23 protein-coding genes and 7 tRNA genes are annotated in these 25531 nt (G+C 65.8%); 19 read left to right on the top strand and 11 right to left on the bottom strand.

Going from position 1 to position 25531, the window contains the following annotated elements; all coding sequences use genetic code 11:
* Positions 1 to 187 precede the first annotated feature (187 nt).
* The 4 genes from JIM94_RS04610 (at position 188) to dxs (ending at position 5583) form a co-directional block, all read left to right on the top strand.
* Positions 188 to 1126, top strand: coding sequence for a DUF3710 domain-containing protein (locus JIM94_RS04610; protein WP_200255215.1), 939 nt, complete (start codon positions 188 to 190; stop codon positions 1124 to 1126).
* An 89-nt stretch (positions 1127 to 1215) separates the two neighbouring features.
* Positions 1216 to 1827 (top strand): DUF3159 domain-containing protein, encoded by a 612-nt coding sequence (locus JIM94_RS04605; protein ID WP_200255579.1) that lies wholly within the window; start codon positions 1216 to 1218, stop codon positions 1825 to 1827.
* 99 nt (positions 1828 to 1926) lie between these two features.
* A complete protein-coding gene (locus JIM94_RS04600) occupies positions 1927 to 3261 on the top strand; it encodes a class I SAM-dependent RNA methyltransferase (RefSeq protein ID WP_200255213.1) in 1335 nt (444 codons plus the stop codon).
* A 345-nt stretch (positions 3262 to 3606) separates the two neighbouring features.
* Positions 3607 to 5583, top strand: a complete 1977-nt coding sequence (gene dxs, locus JIM94_RS04595) for a 1-deoxy-D-xylulose-5-phosphate synthase (RefSeq protein WP_200255211.1) — start codon at positions 3607 to 3609, stop codon at positions 5581 to 5583.
* Between the two features lie 63 nt (positions 5584 to 5646).
* On the opposite strand, the gene JIM94_RS04590 is transcribed toward dxs, so the two are convergent.
* A complete protein-coding gene (locus JIM94_RS04590) occupies positions 5647 to 6852 on the bottom strand; it encodes an HRDC domain-containing protein (protein ID WP_200255209.1) in 1206 nt (401 codons plus the stop codon).
* A 377-nt stretch (positions 6853 to 7229) separates the two neighbouring features.
* Here JIM94_RS04590 and JIM94_RS04585 point away from each other — a divergent pair, with 377 nt between their 5' ends.
* The 4 genes from JIM94_RS04585 to JIM94_RS04570 are packed head-to-tail and all read left to right on the top strand — an operon-like array spanning position 7230 to position 10968.
* Entirely contained in the window at positions 7230 to 8246 is a 1017-nt protein-coding gene (locus JIM94_RS04585; protein ID WP_200255206.1) for a siderophore ABC transporter substrate-binding protein, read from the top strand.
* 10 nt (positions 8247 to 8256) lie between these two features.
* Positions 8257 to 9198 carry an ABC transporter permease gene (locus JIM94_RS04580; RefSeq protein ID WP_200255204.1) on the top strand — a complete coding sequence of 314 codons (942 nt, stop codon included), beginning with the start codon at positions 8257 to 8259 and terminating at the stop codon, positions 9196 to 9198.
* Positions 9185 to 10216 carry an iron chelate uptake ABC transporter family permease subunit gene (locus JIM94_RS04575; protein WP_248085651.1) on the top strand — a complete coding sequence of 344 codons (1032 nt, stop codon included), beginning with the start codon at positions 9185 to 9187 and terminating at the stop codon, positions 10214 to 10216. Before JIM94_RS04580 ends, JIM94_RS04575 begins: the two co-directional genes overlap by 14 nt.
* Entirely contained in the window at positions 10213 to 10968 is a 756-nt protein-coding gene (locus JIM94_RS04570; RefSeq protein WP_200255202.1) for an iron ABC transporter ATP-binding protein, read from the top strand. The genes JIM94_RS04575 and JIM94_RS04570 overlap by 4 nt, the downstream gene beginning before the upstream one ends.
* Positions 10969 to 10982: 14 nt before the next feature.
* On the opposite strand, the gene JIM94_RS04565 is transcribed toward JIM94_RS04570, so the two are convergent.
* The gene (locus JIM94_RS04565; protein ID WP_248085654.1) at positions 10983 to 11627 is read right to left on the bottom strand and encodes a DUF3000 domain-containing protein; all 645 of its coding nucleotides are present in this window, start codon (positions 11625 to 11627) and stop codon (positions 10983 to 10985) included.
* A gap of 187 nt (positions 11628 to 11814) precedes the next feature.
* On the opposite strand from JIM94_RS04565, the gene hemQ reads away from it, so the two are divergent.
* Entirely contained in the window at positions 11815 to 12516 is a 702-nt protein-coding gene (gene hemQ, locus JIM94_RS04560; protein WP_323374236.1) for a hydrogen peroxide-dependent heme synthase, read from the top strand.
* A gap of 85 nt (positions 12517 to 12601) precedes the next feature.
* Here hemQ and msrB read toward each other — a convergent pair whose 3' ends face one another.
* The 9 genes from msrB to JIM94_RS04515 all read right to left on the bottom strand — a co-directional run bounded on the left by msrB (position 12602) and on the right by JIM94_RS04515 (position 15814).
* Positions 12602 to 13015, bottom strand: coding sequence for a peptide-methionine (R)-S-oxide reductase MsrB (msrB, locus tag JIM94_RS04555; protein ID WP_200255198.1), 414 nt, complete (start codon positions 13013 to 13015; stop codon positions 12602 to 12604).
* Complete coding sequence (locus JIM94_RS04550; RefSeq protein ID WP_200255196.1) at positions 13012 to 14337, bottom strand: glycosyltransferase family 87 protein; 1326 nt, start codon at positions 14335 to 14337, stop codon at positions 13012 to 13014. Before JIM94_RS04550 ends, msrB begins: the two co-directional genes overlap by 4 nt.
* Before the next feature lie 52 nt (positions 14338 to 14389).
* Positions 14390 to 15136, bottom strand: a complete 747-nt coding sequence (locus tag JIM94_RS04545; RefSeq protein ID WP_200255194.1) for a pyrimidine reductase family protein — start codon at positions 15134 to 15136, stop codon at positions 14390 to 14392.
* Between the two features lie 101 nt (positions 15137 to 15237).
* A tRNA-Gly gene (locus JIM94_RS04540) sits at positions 15238 to 15313 on the bottom strand.
* Positions 15314 to 15345: 32 nt separating this feature from the next.
* Positions 15346 to 15417: transfer RNA gene (locus tag JIM94_RS04535), tRNA-Val, on the bottom strand.
* A gap of 30 nt (positions 15418 to 15447) precedes the next feature.
* A tRNA-Gly gene (locus JIM94_RS04530) sits at positions 15448 to 15520 on the bottom strand.
* A gap of 32 nt (positions 15521 to 15552) precedes the next feature.
* A tRNA-Val gene (locus JIM94_RS04525) sits at positions 15553 to 15624 on the bottom strand.
* Between the two features lie 13 nt (positions 15625 to 15637).
* Positions 15638 to 15711: transfer RNA gene (locus tag JIM94_RS04520), tRNA-Cys, on the bottom strand.
* A gap of 30 nt (positions 15712 to 15741) precedes the next feature.
* A tRNA-Gly gene (locus JIM94_RS04515) sits at positions 15742 to 15814 on the bottom strand.
* A 358-nt stretch (positions 15815 to 16172) separates the two neighbouring features.
* On the opposite strand from JIM94_RS04515, the gene JIM94_RS04510 reads away from it, so the two are divergent.
* The 10 genes from JIM94_RS04510 to JIM94_RS04465 all read left to right on the top strand — a co-directional run bounded on the left by JIM94_RS04510 (position 16173) and on the right by JIM94_RS04465 (position 25487).
* Positions 16173 to 16244 (top strand) — tRNA-Val (locus JIM94_RS04510).
* 356 nt (positions 16245 to 16600) lie between these two features.
* Positions 16601 to 17191: a copper resistance CopC family protein gene (locus JIM94_RS04505; RefSeq protein ID WP_248085656.1), complete on the top strand. Its 591-nt coding sequence runs from the start codon at positions 16601 to 16603 to the stop codon at positions 17189 to 17191.
* A 6-nt stretch (positions 17192 to 17197) separates the two neighbouring features.
* Positions 17198 to 17914, top strand: coding sequence for a copper chaperone PCu(A)C (locus JIM94_RS04500; protein ID WP_200255120.1), 717 nt, complete (start codon positions 17198 to 17200; stop codon positions 17912 to 17914).
* Between the two features lie 173 nt (positions 17915 to 18087).
* On the top strand, positions 18088 to 19383 hold the full coding sequence (locus JIM94_RS04495; RefSeq protein WP_200255118.1) for a Dyp-type peroxidase: 1296 nt from the start codon (positions 18088 to 18090) through the stop codon (positions 19381 to 19383).
* A gap of 313 nt (positions 19384 to 19696) precedes the next feature.
* Complete coding sequence (thrS, locus tag JIM94_RS04490) at positions 19697 to 21682, top strand: threonine--tRNA ligase (protein WP_200255183.1); 1986 nt, start codon at positions 19697 to 19699, stop codon at positions 21680 to 21682.
* Positions 21666 to 22277: an ATP adenylyltransferase gene (locus tag JIM94_RS04485; RefSeq protein WP_234040013.1), complete on the top strand. Its 612-nt coding sequence runs from the start codon at positions 21666 to 21668 to the stop codon at positions 22275 to 22277. Before thrS ends, JIM94_RS04485 begins: the two co-directional genes overlap by 17 nt.
* Positions 22270 to 22920, top strand: coding sequence for a phosphatidylinositol phosphate synthase (gene pgsA / locus JIM94_RS04480; protein WP_200255116.1), 651 nt, complete (start codon positions 22270 to 22272; stop codon positions 22918 to 22920). The genes JIM94_RS04485 and pgsA overlap by 8 nt, the downstream gene beginning before the upstream one ends.
* Before the next feature lie 13 nt (positions 22921 to 22933).
* Positions 22934 to 23908 carry a phosphatidylinositol mannoside acyltransferase gene (locus tag JIM94_RS04475; RefSeq protein ID WP_200255114.1) on the top strand — a complete coding sequence of 325 codons (975 nt, stop codon included), beginning with the start codon at positions 22934 to 22936 and terminating at the stop codon, positions 23906 to 23908.
* Positions 23905 to 25029, top strand: a complete 1125-nt coding sequence (locus tag JIM94_RS04470; protein WP_200255112.1) for a glycosyltransferase family 4 protein — start codon at positions 23905 to 23907, stop codon at positions 25027 to 25029. Before JIM94_RS04475 ends, JIM94_RS04470 begins: the two co-directional genes overlap by 4 nt.
* On the top strand, positions 25023 to 25487 hold the full coding sequence (locus tag JIM94_RS04465) for a LemA family protein (RefSeq protein WP_200255111.1): 465 nt from the start codon (positions 25023 to 25025) through the stop codon (positions 25485 to 25487). The genes JIM94_RS04470 and JIM94_RS04465 overlap by 7 nt, the downstream gene beginning before the upstream one ends.
* Positions 25488 to 25531: the final 44 nt, after the last annotated feature.

Genomic DNA, 25531 nt, shown 5'->3' with positions numbered 1-25531 from the left:
CCCGCCCGACGCCACCCGGACGTCCGTCACCTGCATAATGGGACGGTACCGTGAACCGGCGAACATCGCCGTCGTTCGATGACCCGACCGGACCGGGCATCACACCACACAACTACAACCCGTCACCGATCCGGCGGACACCGCTACCGGACGACAAGGTGACGCGGGGAAGGAGACTGAAGAGCACATGGCGCTATTCGGATTCGGAAAGAAGAACGACGGGAAGGAAGTTTCCGCCCCCGCCCGCGACGAACAACCGGAGGAGACCCGGGGCGCCACTGCGGGAGTGGACGGCGCGGGACCGGAGGTTCTCCCGTCCGGGATCGACGGTCCGGATCCGGTCCACGATGCGGTGGCCGGAGAGGTCGGCCCCTTCGACGGTGGTTCCGTGGACATCAGGGACTTCGACTTCTCCGATTTCGCCGACGGCGCACTCAACCTCGGTTCCCTTGTCGTCCCGCTTCCGCGTGGATCAGAGGTCCAGGTCGAGATGGGGGAGAACGGCCCCCGGATGCTGCACATCATCACCCCCCACGGCCGGATCACCCCGGTGGCGTTCGCGGCTCCGCGGTCGGCTGGACAGTGGCGGGAATCGACCAGGGAGATCACCGAGGGCATGCGGAAGGACGGGCTGTCCGTCCATGTCGAGCACGGCCCCTGGGGACGTGAGGTCGTGGGCGCCGCGGGTGAGGCCGTCATACGTATCATCGGCGTCGACGGTCCGCGCTGGATGCTCCGGATGACGCTCGCCGCCCCCGCCGGCTCCGCAGACGAACTCGCCCAGTTGGGCCGGGACGTCACCGCCAGGACTTTCGTGCACCGGGGCGACGGCCCGCTGCCCGCCGGCCAGTCACTGCCTGTCGCACTGCCTGAACCGCTCGCGAAGCAGGTCACCCAGGCCATGCAGGAACGCCTGAAGAAGGCGCGGGAGACCGGGACCATGGACACTCGCGATCTCCGGGCGCGCGCGGCCACCCCGGCGGAGGCCGCGCAGCAGAGGTCCGCCGAAACAGACGGAGACACCGCCGGTGCCGGAGCCGGCACCGGCTCTCCGGCACCGGAGCAGCCGTCGGGTCAGAGCCCGGAGACCTCCGCGATGCAGCAGATCCGGAAGACGGAGCGGTAGTGTCCGCCGAGCAGAGAGATCCCGGTCCGCACCCGTCCGTCGTCGAACCCGAAACGGGGGAGGCCCCCGCGCCGACCCTCCTCGAACAGATGGGGGGACTCGGGGGGCTCGTCTCATCCACACTGCCGATTCTCGTCCTGATCCCGGTCAACAACCGGTTCGGACTGGTCTGGGCGCTGCTCGCGTCACTCACGGTGGCGGTCGGGATCTTCGTCTGGCGTCTGGCCCGGCGGGAGAACCTCCAGCCCGCGATCTCGGGTCTCCTCGGTGTGGCGATCGGTGCCGCCTTCGCTCTTTTCACCGGGGACGCCAAAGCCTACTTCCTCTACGGCATCTGGATGTCCCTGCTCTTCGCGGTGGTTTTCCTCACCTCGGTCGTGGTTCGTTGGCCGATGGTGGGGGTCGCCTGGCGGGGACTCAACGGTCACGACATGTCGTGGCGTGAGATCCCCGCAGCACGCAGAGCCTACGCCTGGGCGACACTCGCCTGGTCCGTGGTTTTCCTCGCCAGGTTCCTGGTGCAGCGGAACCTCTATGACGCGGACGCCACGAACGCGCTCGCGATCGCCCGCATCGCGATGGGGTGGCCGCTCACCGGTGTGGCCGCGCTACTGACGGTTTGGGCGGTCCGCCACGCGGCGAAGGCCGTGGCGGCGGCTGACCCCGACACGGAACCGGCTTCCGTGGCAGGGCGTCCCTGACCCCTCTGCCGGGGTAACCGCCTTCGCCGTCCCCTCCCATTGCCTCAACCCTCCTCATCCCCTGAATCCCCAGAAATCTCCAGAACCGATTGGACCCCAGTGAGCGAAAACACAGAACCCGACCGTTCCACCTCCCGGGAAACCCCGACCGTCAGTGTCGGGGACCGCGTCACGGTGACCGTCGATCGACCCGCCCACGGTGGCGAGGGCATCGCCCAGTTGCCGGACGGTCGAATCGTGTTCGTCCGGGGCGGACTCCCCGGTGACGTCGTGCGGATCGAGGTGACCAAGGCCAAGAAACGGTTCACCTCCGCCCGGATCATCGATGTCGTCCAGTCATCCCCGCACCGGGTGGCCCAGCGCTGCGCCGCAGCGGCGCGTGGCGCCGGATGTTGCGACTACGGACACGTCGATCCCGCTTCGGAGGAAAAGCTCAAGGAGGAGGTCCTGCTCGACCAGCTGCGCAGGATCGGGCATCTCGCAGCCGAGGACCTCCCGGAGATCGAGAGCATCGCGCTGCAACCCATTTCCGGTTGGCGTACCCGCGTCCGACTGGGGGTGGACGCGACGGGTCATGCGGGAACGAGAATCGCCGGTAGTCACGATCTTCTCTCCATCCCCTGTGCGCAGGCACTGCCGGGGATGCTCGACGGGATCGTCGGAGCCGGGTCGGCACGGTTCAATCCCGGGGCGGAGATCATCGTCGCGGTCGATTCCTCCGGGGACCGGCACGTGATCGAATCACGCCGGGCAGCCCGGGGACGGAGGACGGAGGCGATCCAGAGCACTCTCGAGGGAAGCGGTATCTGTACCGAGAAGGTCGGTCCGCACACCTACCACCTGCCGGCGACCGCATTCTGGCAGGCGCACAGTGAGGCCCCCGAGAGGTTCACGTCGCTGGTCCGACAGTGGCTCACCGAGGCACTGTCCACCCGGTCGGCAGGTGAGGGGGAGAGTGCCCCGGGCGCCGTGGTCGGCTGGGACCTCTACGGCGGTGCGGGTCTGTTCGCCCCCACTCTGCTGGAGGTGCTGCGGACCGCCCCCGGATCCGGTGGTGACGCGTCGGTCATCTCGGTCGAACAGTCCAGAATGGCGGCCGAGTGCGGACGCGCGGCTCTCGCGGATCTCCCCGTCGAGTTCCGGACCGGCGCCGTGGACGCCGAGATACCGCAGTTACCGGCGCCCCGTGCGGTGGTCCTCGACCCGCCACGTACCGGTGCCGGGACCGACACGGTGACCGCCATCGCCGCAGCTCATCCAGCAGCGGTCGTGCATGTCGGTTGTGATCCGGCCACCTTCGCACGTGACATCGCGGCCTGGTACGGGGCCGGCTACCGACTCGAGAAGCTGGCTGTCGCCGGGGCATTCCCGGGCACCCACCACCTCGAGGCTTTCGGTCTGCTCACCCCTGGGGACGGCCGGGCCGACACCTGACGGTGTCACCGTCACGGTCCCCGGTGACGCCCCCGTGATCCCCGTCCCTGCTGGCAGCGGTAAACGGGCACGGGGTAGGATTGTCGGAACACCCGCACCCGGGTCGTCCCGTGCGGTTCCCGGCGTCAGTGCCCGAACGACCCGAAAGGTCCGGACGGAACCGAGTGGCGCACCGTGTGCACCGAGATCCGGGGCGGACACCGGCGCCCGCCCGGGGCACCGGCCCAGCTGTCGCCGAACACAACGATCCATCAGGCCGTTCCCAGCCGAACGGCGCACCCGACCAGGGCTCCCGGCCACCCACCGGAGGAACCCGATGAAAGAAAAGGTGTCTGACTCACGCCAATGGAGATCCTCAACCGCATCCACACTCCCGCTGACCTCCGTGCCCTCACCGATACCGAGCTGGAGGCGCTCACGGGGGAAATTCGCGACTTCCTCGTGGAGAAGGTCTCCGCGACCGGGGGGCACCTCGGCCCGAATCTCGGTGTCATCGAGCTGACGATCGCGCTGCACCGGGTCTTCGATTCGCCGAATGACCCGGTCATCTTCGACACCAGTCACCAGTCCTACGTGCACAAGATCCTCACGGGGAGGGCCGGACGGTTCGATTCCCTGCGCCAGAGGGGCGGGCTCTCCGGGTACACCAGTCGGAGTGAGAGCGACCATGACTGGACCGAGTCATCCCATGCGTCAGCGTCGTTGAGCTACGCGGACGGACTCGCGAAGGCTTTCGGGATCACCGGGCAGACGGATCGTACGGTCGTGGCGGTCGTCGGCGACGGAGCCCTGACCGGTGGCATGTGCTGGGAGGCACTCAACAACATCGCCGCCGGTCGTGACCGCCGGGTCGTGATCGTCGTCAACGACAACGGTCGGAGCTACTCACCGACCATCGGCGGGCTCGCGGAGAACCTCGCCTCCCTGCGGATGCAGCCCTTCTACGACCGGGTGATGGAGCAGGGGAAGACCACCCTCAATTCCATGGGCTGGGTGGGACGCCGCACCTTCGAGGCGCTCCGCGCGGTCAAGGAAGGTGTCAGACACTCGGTCATACCGAGCGAGATGTTCCCTGAGCTGGGGATGAAGTACATCGGCCCGGTGGACGGTCATGACCTGGGAAGTCTCGAGAACGCCTTCCGCTACGCACGCGAACACCAGGGGCCGATCATCGTGCACTGCGTGACGGAGAAGGGGCGTGGCTACGCCCCGGCGGAGAACAACGTCGCCGATCTGATGCACTCGACCGGTGTCATCGATCCACTGACGGGGGAGGCCGTCGGGGTGTCCGCACCCGGTTGGACCGGTCTGTTCTCGTCGGAGCTGGTTGAGCTCGGCTCCGAGCGCGAGGACATCGTCGCGATCACCGCGGCGATGGCGGGTCCGACGGGGCTCGCGAGATTCGGTGAGGTCCACCCGGAACGGTTCTTCGACGTCGGTATCGCCGAACAGCATGCGCTCACCTCGGCGGCAGGACTCGCACTCGGGGGGCTGCATCCGGTCGTCGCGGTGTACTCCACGTTCCTCAACCGGGCCTTCGACCAGCTCCTCATGGATGTGGCGCTCCTCGGTCTGCCGGTCACCCTGGTCCTCGACAGGGCGGGCGTGACGGGTTCGGACGGGGCGAGTCACAACGGTGTGTGGGATCTGGTCGTCACCGGGATCATCCCCGGTATCCGGGTTTCCGCCCCCAGGGACGGTCAGCGTCTGACGGAACTTCTGCGGGAGGCCACGGAGATCGACGACGGCCCGAGTGTCGTGCGTTTCCCGAAGGGATCACTTCCCGACGATCTCCCGGAGGCCTTCACCCTCGGGGACGGTGTGGACGTCCTCGTCTACTCGGACTGCGTCGCCGACCCGGAGAGCGACGGGGATGCACCCCTCGTGGATGATGACGGGCCATCTGCGGCACCCTCGGTGCTCATCGTCTCCGTGGGGGCGATGGCGCACACCGCCGTGGAAGCCGCGACCAGGCTGCGGGAGCGCGGCGTGGACACGACCGTCATCGACCCGAAGTGGGTCGTTCCGGTCGCCCCGTCCGTACCGGCACTCGCGGCCGACCATGACCTCGTCGTCACGCTCGAGGACGGGGTCATCCACGGAGGGGTCGGATCCCTGATCGCCGAGGCACTCAACGCCAGTGAGATCGATACCCCCCTGCGGCAGCTGGCGGTCCCCGAGAGATTCCTGGACCATGCCTCCCGTGGAGAGATTCTCGGGGAACTCGGCCTCGACGCCGACGGTGTCACGGAGCAGATCGACTCGTGGCTACGGACGATCGGATTCGGGTACGACGCGGAGAACCCCACCGGGCACAGCTGAGGGGCGGCACGGGTGCCCGGCCCCGGTTCCGGCGGGCTCCACCGGGCGACGGTGACAGAAGGATCAGAGGAGTTCCCGGCTCAGTACGGGGAGGCTGAGCCCGATCTGCCAGCTCCGTGCCCCACAGTTTTCCAGGTGGCCTATCAGGTCACCCACCGACCGGATACGTCCTTTCTCCACCGTGTTCCAGACAACCGAGCGGAGAGTGGCGGGGGCGAGGATGTTCTCCACCGGAACCCGGACATCGACGGAGACCTCCGTGAGAGCGTCACGCACCCGGGACAGCGATGCCTTGACCTCCGGGTAGGAGGAGAGTGCCGACCTTCCGGGAACATGTTCCGCGCCGTTCCGGGGAACCGTCGGCCACGAGGAACGGGGACTGCGCCGTGCTTTGTCGACGACCGACATCCACCTCGCCCGTGCCCGCTCATCGCGACCGGGGAATCCGCTGATGGTGGCGAGTTCCCGGGATGAATCGGGTAACCGTCGCGCGATCTCGATCATGGTTCTCGTCTTCAGGACACGGTGCACGGCACAATCACGTTGACGGGCGATCCGGTCCCTTTCCATCCACAGCTCGCGCGCCACCGCACGCTGCTCCGGTCGGGTCAGTCCGTTGATCCCCTTAGCGCCGGTCCACGTCGATGGAGCCGGGGTCGCCCGAGGGCCGTGGACTCTCCGGATGTGGTGGAACTCCTGTACGGCCCAGTCGAGTTTTCCCCCGGCGTCGAGGATCTCCGCCATCGCCTCGGCGAGTTCATTCAGCAGTTCGACGTCGAGTGCCGCGTAGTTGAGCCAGTCGACCGGCAGGGGACGTGTCGACCAGTCCTCCCGGCCGTGCCCCTTCGAGAGGCTGTACCCGAGAACATCCTCGACCATGGCCGCCAGATTGACGCGTTCCATCCCCGCGATCCTGCCCGCGAGTTCAGTGTCGAAGAGATCCGCGGGATACAGTCCCAGTTGACCGAGGCAGGGCAGATCGCTGGGGGCGGCGTGGATGACCCAGGTCATGTCATTCAGGACCGGGGCGAGGGCCTCCCGGATTTCATCGTGTCTTCCCTCTGGATCGAGCAGCAGGGTTCCGGTGTCCCGCCGTCGGAGCTGGATGAGGAACGCGCGTTCGTCGTACCGGTAACCGGATGCCCTCTCGGTGTCCACGGCGACGGGACCACGCCCGGCGGCGAGGGCGGACGCTGCAGCGCTGAACCCCCGCACACTGTCGATGAGTACCGGAGTGCCTCCGGTCGGTGATGTCAGCGGTACTGCCATGAGATCCGAGTCTAGTGCGATGCCGGTCTTTCATGGCGGGCTCAGGTTCCGGACCTGACATGGAACAGAATGTTCAGTTTTTGTTTATGTGCAGTTCAGAAACATGAACGATCGGGGGTGGGGGCGGTGAAACGGTGAACGCGCGGTGGTCCGGGAAGGGGAGGCTGGGCTATCCTGGCACCGCCGTCCACAAATAGGTTGATGCCTCTCCGACAGTTCGGACAATCCTTCTCCGGACTTCCGAGGCCCCCTGTCCGTGTTCGGCACACGTATGGGCGCGCCCGAGGGATGTGTGTCTCCCGGTTGGAACCGGTGACATCAGAGTACGCGAGAAGGGCGGCCCGGCCCACAAGTTTCGCCGAAAGAAAAGGAAAAACATGACCATCAGGACCCGTGTCACCGCTGTGGCGGCCGTCGCAGCTCTCGCACTGGCGGGCTGTTCCTCCGCGGAAGACGCCGCGGAGGACGCGACCGCCACCGCATCCAGCGCCGTCTCCGGCGCCGCTTCCTCAGGCGCCGACAGCACGGACGACGGCAAGGTCACCGCAAGTTACCCGCTCACGGTCGAACACCGCCAGGGGGAGACCGAGATCACCGCTGAGCCGCAGAAGATCGTCGTCATGAACTACTCGGGACTCGACTACCTGGTCTCACTCGGCTACGGCGACCGTGTCGTCGGTGTCGCCTCCGGCGGAGCCGATCCGGACATCCTCGAGGGGTTCCAGGACAAGCAGAACATCGGTTCCTTCCGTGAGCCCGACTACGAGGCCATCGCCTCCCTCGAACCGGACCTGATCGTCGTCGGTGGGCGCTCGGCCGGAACCTATGAGCAGATGTCCGAGATCGCCCCCACCATCGATGTCACGGTCGAGTACGACGACTACCTCGAGTCCAACGCCGAATCCGCCAAGATGGTCGGTGCCGCGTTCGGTGCCGGTGACAGGGCCGAGGAGAAGGGCGAGGAGCTCGAGAAGAAGGCGGACGGGTACAAGGAGAAGATCTCCGCCGGAGATCCGACCGCCCTCGTCATCATGACCAACGGCGGGGAACTGTCCACCTACTCCGAGGAATCGCGTTTCGGCGTGGTCTTCGATCTCGGATACAAGCCCGCGGCGAAGGTGGACGAAGCCGGGCCGCACGGTGATCCCGTCAGCTTCGAATTCGTGGCCGACGCCGATCCCGACTACCTGTTCGTCGTCGACCGGGACGCGGCGATCGGACGTGACGGAAGCACCGCGGAGGCGACCCTCGACAACGAACTGATCAACAACACGAAGGCCGCCAAGAACGGCAACATCGTCTACCTGAACTCCGCCGACTGGTACCTCGTCGTCGGCGGGCTCACGACGATGTCCAAGATGATCGACGCCGCCGGCTCCGCTTACAAGGGCTGACCCGACGCAAATGAGATTCAACTCAACGACGCTGCTGCTTCCAGCGGTACTGACACTGGCGGCCCTGTCCGCCGTCAGTCTGCTGGTGGGCGTCGCCGACTCGGACTGGCGGATCATGGTCGTCTCGCGGATTCCGCGGACCGTCGCCATCGTGCTCTCTGGCGCGACCATCGCCGTGGCCGGGCTGCTCATGCAGTTGCTGGCCCGCAACCGGTTCGTCGAACCGTCGACGGTCGGCACGACGGAGTCGGCGGCACTCGGACTGCTCCTGGTCACCCTCTTCTTCCCGTCCGCTCCGATCGGGTGGAAGATGGCGGCCGCGTCGTTGACGGCTCTCGCCGGAACAGCTCTGTTTCTCGCGGCCATCCGGCGGATCCCGAATCCCGGCCTGTTCACCGTCCCGCTGGTGGGCATCATGCTCGGCAGCGTCATCGGGGCGGTGGCCACCTTCATCGCCTACAACTACGGGCTGCTCCAGTCCCTCGGCTCCTGGCAGCTGGGCAGCTACGCGGGCGTGCTCCGGGGCCGCTACGAACTGCTGTGGATCATCGGGATCCTGGTCATCGTCAGCTATGTGGCCGCCGACAGATTCACGATCCTCGGCCTCGGTCACTCCTACGCCGTCAACGCCGGCATCAACGCCCGCGCGGTGGAGACCTTCGGTCTGGCTGTCGTCGCGGTCGTCTCCGCGGTGACGGTCACCGTCGTCGGCGCGATCCCGTTCCTGGGACTCGTCGTACCGAACCTGGTGAGTGCCGTGATGGGGGACAACACGAGGCGTTCCCTCCCCTGGGTCGCCCTCATCGGCGCCATGATGTGCATGGTCTGCGACATCCTCGGCCGGACGATCCGCTTCCCCTACGAAATGCCCGTCGGCACCGTCATGGGTGTCATCGGTGCAGCCATCTTCCTGGCGATCCTGTACCGGAGGAATTCCCGTGTCCGCAGCTGAAACCACGGTCCCGAACCCCCCGTCCATCGCCGGGGAGCAGTACGCCAGACGGCGCAGGGCGGACCACTTCCGCAGACTGCTCGTCGTCGGCCTGACCCTCCTCGCCGTACTCGGCGTCGCCTTCTTCCTGACCTGGGATCTTCCCTCGGCCTGGAAGTTCGCGCTGAAGCTACGTGTCTCGACGGTCGCGGGACTCGTGATCGTCGGCGTCGCCATCGGGGCATCGACGGTGGTGTTCCAGACCATCACCGCCAACAAGATCCTGACACCGGCGTTGATGGGCTTCGACAGCCTCTATCTGCTGATCCAGACGGTCATCGTCTACTGGCTTGGCTCCATGTTCTTCTCGACGGTGCCGTCCGCCGCTATGTTCCTGGTCAACACGGTCACCATGGTGGGTTTCTCGCTCCTGCTGTTCGGAACGGTCTTCGCCGGGGGACGCACCTCGATCGACCTGCTCCTGCTCATCGGTATCGTCACCGGTGTCTTCTTCCGTTCCCTGTCCGCGCTGCTGCAGCGCATGCTGGACCCGGGGGAGTACCAGGTGCTGCAGGACGTCTTCTTCGCGACATTCTCGGTGGTCGACAAGAAACTGTTGCCCTGGGCGGGGTTGGTGACCGTCGTGTGCGTCGGAATCTTCCTGTACCGCCGCAGGCAACTTGACGTACTGCTCCTCGGTCGGGACACCGCGGTCTCCCTGGGTGTGAACCACCGGCGTGAGGTCATCACGGCACTCGTTCTCTGTTCCGTCCTGGTGAGTGTGTCGACGTCCCTCGTCGGTCCGGTCACGTTCTTCGGTTTGCTCGTGGCCAACCTCGCGTATCTCCTCGTCCGGAGCGACCGGCACGGGTGGACCATCCCGGTCGCCTCCGCCCTCGGTGTGGTTTTTCTCGTCGTCGGTCAGTGGGTGCTCGGCAGACTGTTCTCCTTCGACACCTCGTTGTCGGTGATCATCGAGTTCGCCGGCGGCCTGCTGTTCCTCTATCTCCTGCTGTCAAAGAAAGGCCTGGGCCGTTGATCCGGATCTCCGGTGTGACCAAGACATACGACTCCGCCACGGTCGTCGACGACGTCAGCGTGGACATCCCCGCAGGGGGAGTGACCAGTGTCATCGGCCCGAACGGGGCCGGTAAATCGACCCTGCTCGGAATCGTGAGCCGCCTCATCCGGGCCGACGGTGGATCGGTCAGCGTGGACGGACACGACGTGTCGACGACACCGTCGAAGAAACTCGCGCGGATACTCTCGGTGCTGCGGCAGGACAACCGGGTCGCGGTCCGGCTCACGGTGAGGGAACTCGTCGCGTTCGGACGTTTCCCCCACAGTGCGGGACGCCTCACACGGGACGATGAGGCGGCGATCCAACGCGCCATGGAATACCTGGAACTCGAGGAGTTCGCGGAACGCAGCCTCGATGAACTGTCCGGTGGGCAACGTCAACGCGCGTTCGTCGCGATGGTTCTCGCCCAGGAGACCGAATACATCCTGCTCGATGAGCCACTGAACAATCTCGACATCAAACACTCACTGGCGATGATGAAACTTCTGCGCAGGACGGCCGAGGATCTCGGCCGGACGGTCGTGGTGGTGATCCACGACATCAACTTCGCGGCCGCGTACTCCGACCGCATCATCGCCATGAAGAACGGCTCGCTGGTGCACGATTGCACCCCGGCGGAACTGATGACGACGGAGAACCTGGCCTCCCTCTACGATGTCGACCTGAGGGTCACCGAGGTCGACGGACGACCCGTGGCCGTGTACTTCTGATCGCGGGCGGCAGATCAGGAACGGGAGGCACCGCGCAGCCGCGCGAGCGGTACGACTCCCTCGGGCGGAAGCCCGGCGACATGACCCAGCAGTTCACCGAAAGCGGTGACATGGCCCGACAGGTCATTGTCGACGGCCGTCCACGAGGCACGCATCTCGACCTGAAACGCCCGCGGCGGGCCTCCGATGTCACCGAAACGAACAGATGCGGTGGAGGTCACGGTGCCACCGAGATTCGTGTGCGTTGCCCCGGCCTGCTCGAGGGATTCCTTCAACCAGTCCCATGCCACATCGGGGAGCAGCGGGTCACCGGCGACCGAGTCGTCCATGTCGGCCTGGATGTAGGCGACGAGACGCATCTTTCCGTCCCAGGTCTCCTCCGCACCGGGGTCGTGGAGCAGGATCAGACGGCCGAAGGCGTCGCCGTCGCTGTCCGCGGTAACCTCCCCCTCCCCGTCAACGGGCCGCTCGACCTCGAGCCCGACAGCATGACTGTACGGGGCGAGTCGCTGGGGCGGGCGGATCGTGCCCAGGGTCACCTCGGAACGGAGCCTGGCACGGTGCATCGACTCGACAGCATCGTTGAACAGCTGGGGAGCGTCGGCGTCGGCCGATGTCCCGGCGGAAACGGGATGCTGGGGGGCTTCGGATTCGGTCACGTCTCCCAACCTAACCCCGCACGACATGATGGGTGTGGAGGCGCGCCGACCGGGGTGGTCGTGCCTGCGGGAGGGGCTCCAACTTATGATGGACGGCAGTGTAGGTCGGCGAGGTCAGAGCCGTCGACGACATCCTCCGGTGGCCCCGTGACAGGGGTCGCCCCACCATGAAAGGAGCCCGATCACCGTGGCCCAGCGCAAGGACTTCGAGAAACTCAACTCGATGCAGCAGTACTCCCAGTTCGCCACCTTCCGGATCATTCCGGGAGCACTCGGGGAAGATCGCTCACGGGCGATCACCGACACAGGTGAGTTCTTCCGGGGACTCGAGGACGGGCCGGTCACGGTGCGCGGAATCTACGACATCTCCGGTCTCCGTGCCGAGGCCGACGTGATGATCTGGTGGCACGCGGAGGAGATCGAGGACATCCAGCGCGCGTACAACGATTTCCGCCGTACGACGACTCTCGGACGCTGTTCCGAGGCGTTCTGGACGGGGACCGCGCTGCACCGTCCCGCGGAGTTCAACAAGTCGCATCTCCCCAGTTTCATCATGGGGGAGGAGCCGGGTCGCTGGATCTCCGTCTACCCGTTCGTCCGTTCCTACGACTGGTATCTGCTCGATGACGCCGAGCGCAGGAAGATCCTGGTCGAGCACGGTATGGCCGCCCGTGACTTCCCCGATGTTCGGGCGAATACGGTGCCGGCCTTCTCCCTCGGGGACTACGAGTGGATCCTCGCGTTCGAGGCGCCGGAGATGCACCGGATCGTCGACCTGATGTACCGCATGCGGTACACGGAGGCACGTCGTCACGTGCGTGAGGAGATCCCGTTCTTCTCCGGCCGCAGGGTCGATGACGTCGAGGAGATCATCTCCGTCCTGCCCTGATCATCCCCGCGCGGTTGATCGGCAACACACCCGACGCCCGTCCGTTCCACAGGGGAACCGGCGGGCGTCGGGTGTGTTGTCCGGATCAGCTGACAGGTTTCTCCTCGAGCGTCAGGCAGATGGAGTTGATGCAGTAGCGGCGGTCGGTGGGGGTGTCGTACCCCTCTCCGGTGAAGACGTGACCGAGGTGCGACTCGCAGGCCGCACAAAGGACCTCCACCCGAGGCCTTCCCGGCAGCGAAGTGTCCTCCCTTTCGATGACACGGTCCCCGGCGAGCGGCGAGAAGAACGCCGGCCAACCGCAGTGGGCGGCGAACTTCTCCGTCGACCGGAACAGCTCCGTGCCACAGGCACGGCAGGAATAGACACCTTCGGTGTCCGTGTCGGTGTACTCGCCGGTGTGCGGAGCCTCGGTACCCGCCCGCCTCAGAACCCTGAACTCCTCGGCGTTGAGACGCTCGCGCCACTGGTCATCGCTGATGAACCTGAAATCTGTCATGGTCGTCCTCCGTTGGCGGGTTCGGAATGGGTTGTGGATGCGGTGCCGACGTTCCCGTCCCCTTCTCCGGGCGGCTCAGTCGGGAGGGCCGCCCGCCCGTCGCGCTCCTGCCACCACCAGACGACCGCAGCCACCGAGATCGTCAGGACGATCAACGCCCAGCCGACCGTCGGCTTGAGATAGTGTGCGGCGCGCCCGAGATCCAGCCATTCATCCGAGAACCAGACGTCCGCGGACAGGAAACAGTAGACCGCCACCCAGGCGACGGGGGAGTGCATCACGGACCGGCGGAGAAGCACCGTGAACAACAGGGGGAAAAGGAGCATCGAGTAGTACATCTGCCCCAGAGAGGACAGCAGGAACACACCGGCGAGCAACAGTGCGGAGGTCGTCGTCATCCAGAGCAGCGGATCGGTGTACCGCCACCTGAGGAGAACGATGACACCGACGGCGACGACGGCGGCGAAGAACACGAACCAGAACTTCTCCTGCCACCACGGCATGCCGTAGTACGTGGCGATCCCGGGCAGTGAGCTGTTGGCGTAGTCCCGAACCTCACGGAGATACGGCATGGTACGGGTCACGTAATCACCGGCGCCGGGAACCAGCGGCCAGGCGACGGCGTTCGCGATGACCGGCAGCGCGAGACCCGTCAGCACCGTCCGCCAGTTGGCCAGGACGAACGGGAGAAAGAGCAGCGGGGCGAAGATCGGCTTGACCAGAATCGCGAGCCCGATGAGGATTCCGGCGGCCCAGCGTCGTTCGTGGATGAGACAGTACAGGTACCCCGCGAGCGCGAGCAGCAGAATACCGTTGATGTTCGAGAAGACCAGGGTGTTCCGTACGGCCTCGGTGAGATAGGCGAAGAACACCGCCCCCGGAAAGACGGCCGATGACAGGGCGTAACCGAACATTCTGGTCAGGACACCGAGTGCCGCGACGATCGCGGCGGCGTTCAGGCAGATGAACCACATCCGCGCGGAATCGAAATCCGTGAGCAGACCCAGCGGGGAGAGCACGAGCGTCGCCCCCGGCGAGTAGAGGTAATGCGGGTCGACGTGGTGGTACACCTCGTTGTAGATGGGCACCCCGTCGTGGAAACGACGCAGTGCGTAATAGACGGTGGAGAAATCGTCCGTCACGGAGCCGTTCACCGAGAGAACGAGAATACGGTGCACGATCAGCATCAGGGACAGCGGCCAGAAGACCATCCGGCCCACGCGGTCGAACCCGGTGCCCCGGGGGGCCGGCGCCGTCACCGGTACCCGCGGGCCCGGGGAGGTCCAGAGAGTGGTCAGGCGGGAGAAGGCTGGCTCAGTCACCGTCCCACCATACCGCGTCGCCCGACCCGGCCCCGTGAGCGAGTCCCGGGTGTCACCGGACGTACCGGAGAAACACGCAGCCGTCCTCCGTCGCCCGAACGTCCGACAGCCGGAGCCTGTACCGTTCCGGCCCGGAGGTGCCGCGCTCCGTCGGTGGTGCTATCAGAGGTGGGTCCACGGGAAGGGTGAGGCTCGGATCGATCGTGACGTGCCGGACGTCGACCAACCCGGCACGGGTCAGTTGCCCGAGCAGGCGTGCCCCACCTTCGCAGATGATGCGGTGGTGCCCCCGCGCGCGGAGGGTCCCCACGATGTCCGTCGCGGTTCCGCCGCCCGTCGGGACGATCACACCACCGGCGGAGATGACCTGTTTCCTGGCCCGATCCAACGCGGGATCGGTGCATGAGGCGTCCGGTGCGAGAAACAACGGCCCGACGGCGGCCTCCGTGAAGAGCCGTGACCGGGGGGAGAAGTTGAAGGACCTGGTCACCACCGCGACCGGTGGCACCCCGGACTGTCCGCGTCTGAGCCGTGCCGTGCGGTACCCCGGAGCGACGGAGACACCACCGTAGTTCTCCGCACGGACGGTCTCACCACCGACGAGGACGACATCGGACCACCGGCGAAGTGCCAGCAGCAGGTTCGTGTCGGTGGAATTGCCGAGTTCGCCGGAGTTGCCGCCGTAGGAGGTCGCCCCGGTCAACGTCACCACCGAGATGGAGCGCACCTCGTCGATGGTCGTCGCCTTCGTCTCACCGATGAGGACCTCGGGATCGATGAAACCGGACAGGGGATGCATGGGTCCCACTCTAGTTCCCCGGCACGGGGTGGGGAGGTGGCGTGCGGACATGTGCGGGACATGAAAAAACGATCCCGCCCGGAGGCGGGATCGTTTCACGCTGGAGCGGATGACGAGACTCGAACTCGCGACCCTCACCTTGGCAAGGTGATGCGCTACCAACTGCGCTACATCCGCATGCACATTTTTAAGGAGCCGTGCTGCTCCGGTGCGCGATACTGGGATCGAACCAGTGACCTCTTCCGTGTCAGGGAAGCGCTCTCCCGCTGAGCTAAACGCGCGGGTGGGGAACTGCGTGGCAGTATCTCCAGAGCGGATGACGAGACTCGAACTCGCGACCCTCACCTTGGCAAGGTGATGCGCTACCAACTGCGCTACATCCGCACGCACATTTTTAAGGAGCCGTGCTGCTCCGGTGCGCGATACTGGGATCGAACCAGTGACCTCTTCCGTGTCAGGGAAGCGCTCTCCCGCTGAGCTAAACGCGCAGGATTATAAAATTGGAGGTGGAAACGGGAATCGAACCCGTGTGCACGGTTTTGCAGACCGTTGCCTCACCACTCGGCCATTCCACCGTGGCTGTGCAGGTACGAAAACCATACCAGAGCGGATGACGAGACTCGAACTCGCGACCCTCACCTTGGCAAGGTGATGCGCTACCAACTGCGCTACATCCGCACCGCAACAAACCTCGATCCGAAGATCCGGTGTGGTGCGAGACCAAACTCTAGCCCTATCCGGGACCGGTACACAAATCCGCAGTTGAACTGTATTCCCGACCGGTCCGGAGAAGTCGGGGTCGATGCGTCCCGGCCGGGTCCGGACCGCACGGGCCTTTCCGCACCGCACCCCGGTTTCGTGGCGTGGAGCGTCACCGGCCGGGACGGGACGCTTCGGTGAACCCCGACCCGGACCGGCACCGCAGTCCACCGGCCACCGGATTCCCCTACCGGTGCCGGAGCCTGTGCCACCTGCGGATTAGGTGTGTCGGGGCGGGCGTGTTAATTTTCTAGACGAGCGGGGATGTGCCGCTCACGGTCCCATGGCTCAGTGGAAGAGCGTTCCGTTCACACCGGAAAGGTCGCTGGTTCGATCCCAGCTGGGACCACGGAAACAGGAAAATGAGGAACCCGACCGGTGTCACCGGTCGGGTTCTTCTCTCGTTGTACGGGTTTCGCCGGTGTGCGGTGTGTCCGCACGTCTCAGTGGATCCACCGGGCGTCGCCCACCGTTCCGGCGGGTTTGACGGGGACGGGAACTTCCCGGAGGTACGGTCCGACTAGTGGGTGAGGCCCCCGGAGGATCGGGGGTATCGTGGAAGGTTGATGCGCCGTATCCCGTGTCCCGGCCCCGGAGATGATCCGGACGTCCGGGAGTGGCGGAAAACCGTCGATGACGCACCGAAACATGTCGGGCCGTCGGAAAGACACTTGTGACCACTGAAGCTCAGGGAGTGACCAGTTCGTGATTCAGCAGTTCGTGGGACGGTATCTGTCCCGTGCCGTCGTCGCCTCCGTCGCGTGTGCACCGATCCTGCTCATCGGACTCCAGACGGGGATCGGGCCCACCTGGTCGACCAGTTACGCCGTCGCACACGACGTCGTCCTCGACTCCACTCCCGGAGACGGTGACACCGTCGACGAGTTCCCCGGTGAGATCGTCCTGGAGTTCTCCGGTATTCCCAGGGACAGCTTCAACACGATCGCCGTCAGTGACTCGGAGACATCCTCCGTGTTGTTCAGCGGTGAACCCACCCTGGACGGACAGGTCGTCACACTCGAGGTTCCCGAGGGAACCGATCCGGGGCCGGGTGACTACACCGTGGGCTTCCAGATCACCTCGTCCGACGGACACGCCACCCGCGGGAAGACCACCTTCACCGTCTCCGACGGTGCGCCCGGATCCCCGGAGACGGACTCCGACGGATCCCCCGAGACCACCGGATCTTCCGGGGCCTCCCCATCAATGTCCACCATCACCATCGGAACCGGACTCCTGCTGCTTGTCATCGCCATCGGCACAGCAGCGGCAGTCACCATGAAAAGAAGAAAGTGAGTCTCCATGACCACCCTCAAGCTCAGCCGCATCTCCATCGCAAGCCTCGCCGTCGTGACCCTCGCGCTCGCCGGTTGCTCCGATTCGACGAAGGAATCCGTCGATGAAGCGGCCTCCGCCGCCACCTCGGCGGCCGCCGAGGCCGGAGAGGACGCCAAGGACGCGGCAAAGGACGCCGGTGACAAGGTGAAGAACAGTGCCGAGGACGCCAAGGACGCGGTCAAGGAAGCGGGCGACAAGGCGAAGGACAGCGCGGAGGACGTGAAGAACGCCACTGCCGGCACACTGACCTCAGATGACGTCCACCTCCATGACGGTTTCATCAAGGCCATACCCGCCGGAGCCGGTATGACCGCGATCTTCGGTTCCCTGGAGAACCACTCCGACAGGGAGGTGACCCTGATCGGTTTCACGACCTCCCTCGGTGACGCGACCTACGAGATCCACGAGGTCGTCGACGGCAAGATGCAGGAGAAGAAGGGCGGCATCGCGATCAAGGCCGGGGGAGAGCACGTCCTCGAGCCGGGTGCCGATCACCTGATGATCCTCGGGTACGACGGCGCCATCGAGGCGGGCGCCACCGCAGATGTGACCCTGGAGTTCGCCGACGGTTCGAAGGTCACCGTCAAGGACGTCGCCGTGAGGGCCATCGGTGCCGGCGAAGAGGACTACTCCGCCGACGGTGACCACGGCATGGACATGGATCACGACCACGACAAGTAGAACGGACGTGGCGTAGGCGCGACCGCGGACCTCTCCGTTCCGGGGCGCGCCAGACCCGACGTCGCGGGTGCACCGGCGGGGGGTGTCCCCGTGCCCGGTGCCCGCCGGTCCGCAGATCCCCTCGATGACGGTTCCGCTTCACCCCACCCTTTCTCCCGGAAGACCCCGAGCCCATGTCCCACGAGCCCAGTTCCTGTCCAGTGCCGCACTCCCTGACCCGACGCGGATTCCTCGCGGGCCTGTCCGCGGGAGCAGCCGGAGTGGGACTCGCCGCATGCTCTCCGGGGGACGCCGGACCCGCTGCGGCCCCCGGGAATCGTATCCCGGGTGAGGACGGGGACGGTGTTCCCGACCGCGGACGATCGACGGTGCCCTTCGACGGGGAACACCAGGCAGGCATCGCCACACCGTTCCAGGCGCACCTCAATCTCGTCGCGTTCACCTTCTCGGATGGCGCGGACCGGGGGGCCGCGCGCCGCCTGATGCGGTTGTGGACGGAAGACGCCCGTCGGCTCTGCGACGGGCGTGCACCTCTGGGCGACCTGGAACCGGAGATGGTCGAGGCTCCCGCCAACCTCACCGTCACCTGTGGGTTCGGTTCGGGTTTCTTCGACGTCATCGGGAGACCGGAGGAACGGCCGGAGTGGTTGGGGCCGCTGCCGGAATTCTCGCTCGATCAGCTCGACGACAGGTGGGGGGAAGCTGATGTGGTCCTTCAGCTGTGTTCCGATGATCCGGTGACTCTCTCGCACGCCACGCGTCACATGATCCGTGCGGCGGTCGATTATGTGTCGGTCCGGTGGTTCCAGCAGGGTTTCCTCAACTCCGACGGGACGCGACCGGACAACGGAACCCCCCGAAACCTGTTCGGGCAGAAGGACGGCACGGTCAATCCCCGAACTCGGGAGGAACTCGACGAACTCGTCTGGATCGATCAGGGCCCCGTTTGGCTCCACGGCGGTACCTCACTGGTCGTTCGCCGGATCGCGATGAATCTCGATGAATGGGAGATGCTCGACCGGACCTCCCGTGAGGTGGTCATCGGCCGGACACTCGGGAGTGGGGCACCCCTGACGGGGGAACGGGAATTCGATGAACCAGACTTCGCGGCGACGGATTCCTACGGACTGCCCGTCATTGATCCCGCCAGCCACGTCGCCCGTTCGAGGAACCCCACGGATGCGCCGTACGAACGGATCAGGAGAAGGGCGTTCAACTACGACCTTCCCCCCGAACCCGGCAGCGGACAGACCTCGAACGCGGGACTCGTCTTCATCTGCTTCCAGAAGAACCCCCTCGAACAGTTCGTTCCGATCCAACGGCGACTGGACGAGAAGGACCGGCTGAATCAGTGGATCGTCCACATCGGCTCCGCCGTGTTCGCGTGCCCACCCGGTGTCGAGGGTGAGGTCGGGGACGGTGAGCGGTCACGGGACGCCTACTGGGGAGCCGCGCTGCTCGAAGACTGACGGGAGGGTTAAGATGATGTCTGACAGTTCGGTCGGTCCAATCCGCCCACCCGTGACGCTCTGCCGCGTCGGCCGGTGGGCGTCTGGTCCGGCACCGGTCCACCTGACGTCCTGGCGTGGGGGCCGTCCGGATCCGGTACCGCCGGACGAGGGCGCGACTGTCCCACCACCGTGAACGGGGGCCGGCCAGGTATGCCGGTCCCGTCGAGCGCAAGAAGGAGCGCGACCAAGCATCGTGTGCACCACTGAAAACTCCCATTCCGGATCCCACCCGTCATTCCGGGTCTCCGCAGGTACCGCCGTCGGCGCAGCCATGCGTGACCTGGAACTCCCCAACAAGGGGGCGGACGCCATCGTGTGTGTCGCCGATGAGTCGGGAACCCTCTTTGACCTGTCCCATGTACCCGACACCGATACCGCGTTCTTCCCGGTGCCCGCGAACACCGAGGCCGGACGTTCGGTGATAAGGCACTCCTGTGCCCATGTGCTCGCGCAGGCCGTCCAGGCCGAGTTCCCCGGAACCAAGCTGGGTATCGGTCCGGCGATCACCGGTGGTTTCTACTACGACTTCGATGCCGCGGAACCCTTCACCCCGGAGGATCTCCGGACGCTGGAGAAGCGCATGAAGAAGATCATCAAGTCGGGGCAGAAGTTCGAGCGGCGCGTCTACGCGACCCTCGAGGATGCGCGTGAGGCGCTCTCCGGTGAGCCCTACAAACTGGAGCTGATCCAGGACAAGGGGTCCGTCGATCCGGATTCCGATGAGGCGACCGAGGTCGGCGCCGGTGAGCTCACGGGCTACTACAACGTCAATCCCCGCACGGGTGAACCGGAGTGGTATGACCTCTGTCGTGGACCCCACGTCCCGACGACCAGGTACATTCCGGCCTTCGCCCTGACCCGCAGTTCCGCCGCCTACTGGCGCGGTGACCAGCGGAACGCCGGCCTCCAGCGCATCTACGGTACGGCGTGGGAGACGAGAGAGGCGCTCGAGGAGTACCAGACGATGCTCGCGGAAGCCGAGAAGCGTGACCACCGTCGTCTGGGGACCGAACTCGACCTGTTCAGTTTCCCGGATGAGATCGGCTCCGGATTCCCCGTGTTCCACCCCAACGGAGGCATCATCCGTCTGGAGATGGAGGAGCACTCGCGTCGTCAGCACATCAACGCCGGCTACAGTTTCGTCAACACCCCGCACCTGACCAAGGGCGAGTTGTTCTCCAAGTCGGGTCACCTCGACTTCTACGCGGACGGCATGTTCCCCCCCATGCAGCTCGACGGAGAGACGGATGCCGACGGCAACGTCACCAAGCAGGCGCAGGACTACTACGCCAAGCCCATGAATTGCCCGATGCACAACCTGATATTCGCCTCCCGTGGACGCAGCTACCGGGAACTGCCGTTGCGCCTGTTCGAGTTCGGCACCGTCTACAGGTACGAGAAGTCGGGTGTGATCCACGGGCTCACCAGGGCGCGTGGATTCACGCAGGACGACGCCCACATCTACTGCACCGAGGACCAGCTCGAGGCGGAGCTGACGACGGTGCTGCAGTTCGTCATCTCGCTGCTCCGGGACTACGGTCTCGACGACTTCTACCTCGAGTTGTCGACCCGGGACGACGAGAAGAGTGTCGGCTCCGACGAGATCTGGGAGCGGTCGACGGAGATCCTCGAGCGTGTCGCGCACAACTCCGGTCTCGAGCTCGTGCCCGATCCGGGCGGAGCAGCCTTCTACGGCCCGAAGATCTCGGTCCAGGCGAAGGACGCCATCGGTCGTACCTGGCAGATGTCGACCGTCCAGCTGGACTTCAACCTGCCCGAGCGCTTCAACCTCGAGTACACGGCGTCGGACGGCACCAAGAAGCGGCCGATCATGATCCACCGCGCGTTGTTCGGTTCGATCGAGCGGTTCTTCGGTGTTCTCCTCGAGCACTACGCCGGGGCATTCCCCGCGTGGCTCTCGCCGCACCAGGTCGTCGGTATCCCGGTCGCGGATGACTTCGCACCCCACCTGGATTCAGTCTGCGAACGGTTGCGACGCTCCGGTATCCGCGCGGAGGTCGACACCTCCGATGACCGCATGCAGAAGAAGATCCGCAACCACACCACCGGGAAGGTCCCGTTCATGCTCCTCGCGGGCGCCCGTGACGTCGAGGCGGATGCCGTGAGTTTCCGGTTCCTGGACGGTAGTCAGGTCAACGGGGTGCCGGTCGACGAAGCCGTCACCCTGATCACCTCGTGGGTCCGGGACCGGGTCAACGAACAACCGAACGAGGAACGCCTTGCGGCCCGCCGTTGACGGAGAACCTGCGGATGACGGTGCCTTCGTCGACCGCGGTGCCGGGGTGCCCGACAGACTCGTGCGACTGTGGGCCCCGTACCGGATGAACTACATCACCGATTCCGGTGCCGCTGACCGCTCCGGGGACGGCGGTCAGGGACGCCGTGACCCGTTTCTCCGGATACCGGAACTCGACGATGAGGAGGGACTCATCGTCGCGAGAGGTGAGTTCGTGTACTGCGTACTCAACCTGTATCCGTATAATTCCGGTCACATGATGGTGGTTCCCTACCGGAAGGTGGCCAATCTGGAGGATCTCACCGCCGACGAGTCAGGAGAGTTGATGTCCTTCGCGCAGACAGCGGTGAAAACCGTCAAATCGGTGTCCTCCCCGGACGCCATCAACGTCGGGCTCAACCTCGGTCGGGCCTCAGGCGGATCCGTCGGGGACCACCTGCACATGCACATCGTGCCGCGCTGGTCCGGTGACGCGAACTTCATGACGGTCATCGACGGGACGAAGGTCCTGCCGCAGTTGCTGCGGGACACCCGTCGGCTGCTCGCCGAGGCGTGGACCGGCCGGACCGCCGTCGGGGGAGGGCCGGATGCTTAGCGCACGCGGACGGCGGCCCGCGGCGGTCGTCGTCGAACCGGTTGCCAGATTCATGCTCAGGCTCGGTCTGTCCCCGAACACGATCACCGTGGTGTCGGCCTCCCTGACGATCGCCCTCTCCGTCATTCTCATCCCCACCGGGCATCTGTTCGCGGCTGCGGTACTGACCGGTGTCTTCGCCGCCTTCGATATGATCGACGGCACCATGGCCCGCATGCGGGGCGGCGGTACGAGGTACGGTGCGACCCTCGACGCCACCTGTGACCGGATCACCGATGGTGCACTGTTCGGGGCCATCACGTGGTGGCTGATCTACACCCACCACGCCGGTCCGCCGATCGTCGTCGCCGCACTGATCGTTCTGGTCGGTTCGCAGGTCATCTCGTACGTGAAAGCCAGAGGAGAAGCATCCGGCCTCAGGATCGTGGGTGGGCTCATCGAGAGACCGGAACGGCTCATCATCGGGCTCGTGGGAATCGGACTGACAGGTCTCGGTGTCCCGGGAGCCGTCGAGACGGCACTGTGTGTGCTGGCGGCGGGGAGCCTGTTCACGATCGTCCAGCGTCTCCGTTTCGCGGCACGCTCCGCCGGAGCCTCGGAGACAACCGCCCCGCCCGCCGGGGCCCGAAGCTACAGAAAATAGAAGGAACCAGTGCATGGACGGCAACGACACTCGACCGCAACCCCACGGTCGGGGTGGTGATCTTCTCGCCGCCATCCGTTCCGGTGATCCCGCAGCGGTCGGTTACCTGCTCGGGTGGCGGTTCGTCCGGTGGCTGCCCGGATCTGTCGCGCGTCGTCTGTTCAACCTGGGAGCCGACCTCGTCTCCGACCGGGGCAGAGGTATGGAGCAGCTCCGCGCCAACCTGAGCAGGGTGGTCGGTCCGGAGAACGTCACCCGTGAACTGGTCCGGGCGTCGGTCCGTTCCTACGCCCGCTACTGGTCGGAGGCGTTCCGGTTGCCGGTCCTGGCGGGGAACCCGGACCTGCTCGGGCAGCTGGCACCGAATGTCGTCGGGCTGCACACTCTGGACGCCGCGGTGGCCTCGAAACGCGGACTCGTCCTGGTTCTCCCGCACACCGGGAACTGGGACATGGCGGGCCTGCTGATGGCCCAACGCTACGGGCGTTTCACGACGGTCGCGGAACGGCTGCGTCCTGAGGTCCTCTACGACGCCTTCGTCCGTTTCCGGACGGACCTCGGTTTCGAGGTTCTCCCGTTGACCGGGGGGCCGGCACCTTTCCCGGTTCTCCGGGAGCGTCTGGAGTCCGGTGGCATCGTCTGTCTCATGGGGGAACGGGATCTCAGGCACACCGGTGTGACGGTGGAGTTCTTCGGGGAACCCACGAGGATGCCGAGTGGTGCGGTACGTCTCGCCAGGGAGACCGGAGCCGCCCTCCACGTCGCGCACAGTTACTTCACCCCGGAGGGCTGGGGATTCAGCGTCTCCGACGAGATAGACGTCGACACGGACATCGTGGCCTCGGTCCAGAAGATGGCGGACATCTTCGCCGCGAACATCGCCGCCTACCCGGTCGACTGGCACATGCTCCAACCGTTGTGGCTCGCGGACCTGGACACCGACCGGCTCAGACGCGGGGTCGTCCGACGGGAAGAGGAGGCCGCATGAGGATCGGAGTGGTCTGTCCGTACTCCTTCGACGAACCCGGTGGTGTGCAGGCCCACATCATCGACGTCGCACGTCGCTTCATCGATTCCGGACACCACGTCCGCGTCATCGGGCCCTGTTCCGATGACGCCGACGTCCCCGACTTCATCGTGCGCGGCGGTCGGAGTGTGCCGTTCCGGTACAACGGGTCGGTCGCACGACTGTCGTTCGGACCGTGGGTCGACCGCCGGATCCGTCGTTTCATCCGTGAGGGGAACTTCGACGTCCTCCACATCCACGAGCCGAATTCACCGAGTTTCTCGATGGCGGCGCTGCGGCTCGCGGAAGGCCCCATCGTCGCCACCTACCATGCCTCGTCAAGTGGTTCCCGGCTCCTCCGCCTCGCACTTCCGGTGCTCCGGCCGATGCTGGAGAAGATCCGTGGCGGTATCGCCGTCTCCGAGATGGCGAGACGGTGGCAGGTAGAGCAGCTCGGCGGTGATCCGATACTCATCCCGAACGGGGTGGACACCGCATTCTTCGGTGCCGCCCGGGCGGAGCACGACACCGGGGACGCGGATGAACCGACCCCACCGGAGCTCGGGCGTCGTCCCGAGATCGTCTTTCTCGGACGTATCGATGAACCCCGGAAAGGCCTGGACATCCTGCTCCGGGCACTGGCGCAGCTCGACCGTGACGTCCACTGCACCGTCATCGGCGGAGGAACCCCCCGTTCCATGGATTCCGTCAGTTTCGTCGGGCGGGTCAGCGACGCGGAGAAGGCCAGGATCCTCGGTGCCGCCGACATCTATGTCGCGCCGAATACCGGGGGAGAGTCCTTCGGGATCGTGCTCGTCGAGGCGATGGCCGCCGGTGCCGCCGTCGTGGCGAGTGATCTGGAGGCGTTTGCGGCCGTGTGCGACGCGGAATCGGAGCAGCCCGCGGGACTGCTGTTCAGGGTCGGTTCGGACAGGGATCTCGCCGGGAAGCTGAGGCTGCTGCTGGACGATGAGGACCGGAGGCGGGCACTCGTCGAGGCCGGGCGGCGGAGGGCGCAGCTGTACGACTGCCAGGCTGTCGCGGACAAGGTCCTCGAGGTGTACCGGACCGTGGACGATGGATCGGGGGTACGGCTGTGCTGATTCTCTGGATCGCCCTGGCCGTCATCCTCACGGTGGCCGCCTGCTGGTGCTACTTCACCGCCCAGCGTCTGAACAGACTCCACATCGGAACCGACGCGGCACTGTCCAGTCTCCAGGCGGCTCTCGACCGGCGTGCTGACCTGGTCGGTGTGCTGGTGCCCGGTGCCGTCGCCGACGCCCGACGGGCCATCGATGTTCCGCTGCACCCCGGGCGGTTCACGGAACGTGTGCAGCTGGAACACCGGATCAGTTCCCATCTGAGGACACTGGAGGGAGATCCGCCGGAGTTGCTCGAACGCGCCATCTTCCGGGTGGACACCTCGTACAGGTTCTACAACGACTACGTCACCAGGACCCGGGCGCTGCGTACGCGGCCCCTCGTGCGGATTCTGCGGCTCGGTGGAACCGCTCCGTTGCCCGAGTACTTCGCACTGTCCCTCAACGACGGTGAGAGCTGAACGCGGCCCCACGGAAAGGTCACCGTGAAACTAAGTCGACCTGT

Source organism: Corynebacterium pygosceleis (assembly GCF_016595275.2).
Taxonomy (GTDB): Bacteria; Actinomycetota; Actinomycetes; order Mycobacteriales; family Mycobacteriaceae; genus Corynebacterium; species Corynebacterium pygosceleis.
This window is presented reverse-complemented; position numbering and strand designations above follow the sequence as displayed.

What these genes read in the sequence shown, in the direction of transcription:
- JIM94_RS04585 (WP_200255206.1), top strand. Translation starts at nt 7,230, where the DNA reads ATGACCATCAGGACCCGTGTCACCGCTGTGGCGGCCGTCGCAGCTCTC.
- msrB (WP_200255198.1), bottom strand. Translation starts at nt 13,015, where the DNA reads ATGACAGATTTCAGGTTCATCAGCGATGACCAGTGGCGCGAGCGTCTC.
- JIM94_RS04580 (WP_200255204.1), top strand. Translation starts at nt 8,257, where the DNA reads ATGAGATTCAACTCAACGACGCTGCTGCTTCCAGCGGTACTGACACTG.
- JIM94_RS04605 (WP_200255579.1), top strand. Translation starts at nt 1,216, where the DNA reads ATGGGGGGACTCGGGGGGCTCGTCTCATCCACACTGCCGATTCTCGTC.
- JIM94_RS04495 (WP_200255118.1), top strand. Translation starts at nt 18,088, where the DNA reads ATGTCCCACGAGCCCAGTTCCTGTCCAGTGCCGCACTCCCTGACCCGA.
- JIM94_RS04470 (WP_200255112.1), top strand. Translation starts at nt 23,905, where the DNA reads ATGAGGATCGGAGTGGTCTGTCCGTACTCCTTCGACGAACCCGGTGGT.
- JIM94_RS04545 (WP_200255194.1), bottom strand. Translation starts at nt 15,136, where the DNA reads ATGCATCCCCTGTCCGGTTTCATCGATCCCGAGGTCCTCATCGGTGAG.
- dxs (WP_200255211.1), top strand. Translation starts at nt 3,607, where the DNA reads ATGGAGATCCTCAACCGCATCCACACTCCCGCTGACCTCCGTGCCCTC.
- JIM94_RS04475 (WP_200255114.1), top strand. Translation starts at nt 22,934, where the DNA reads ATGGACGGCAACGACACTCGACCGCAACCCCACGGTCGGGGTGGTGAT.
- JIM94_RS04500 (WP_200255120.1), top strand. Translation starts at nt 17,198, where the DNA reads ATGACCACCCTCAAGCTCAGCCGCATCTCCATCGCAAGCCTCGCCGTC.
- pgsA (WP_200255116.1), top strand. Translation starts at nt 22,270, where the DNA reads ATGCTTAGCGCACGCGGACGGCGGCCCGCGGCGGTCGTCGTCGAACCG.
- thrS (WP_200255183.1), top strand. Translation starts at nt 19,697, where the DNA reads ATGCGTGACCTGGAACTCCCCAACAAGGGGGCGGACGCCATCGTGTGT.
- JIM94_RS04590 (WP_200255209.1), bottom strand. Translation starts at nt 6,852, where the DNA reads ATGGCAGTACCGCTGACATCACCGACCGGAGGCACTCCGGTACTCATC.
- JIM94_RS04610 (WP_200255215.1), top strand. Translation starts at nt 188, where the DNA reads ATGGCGCTATTCGGATTCGGAAAGAAGAACGACGGGAAGGAAGTTTCC.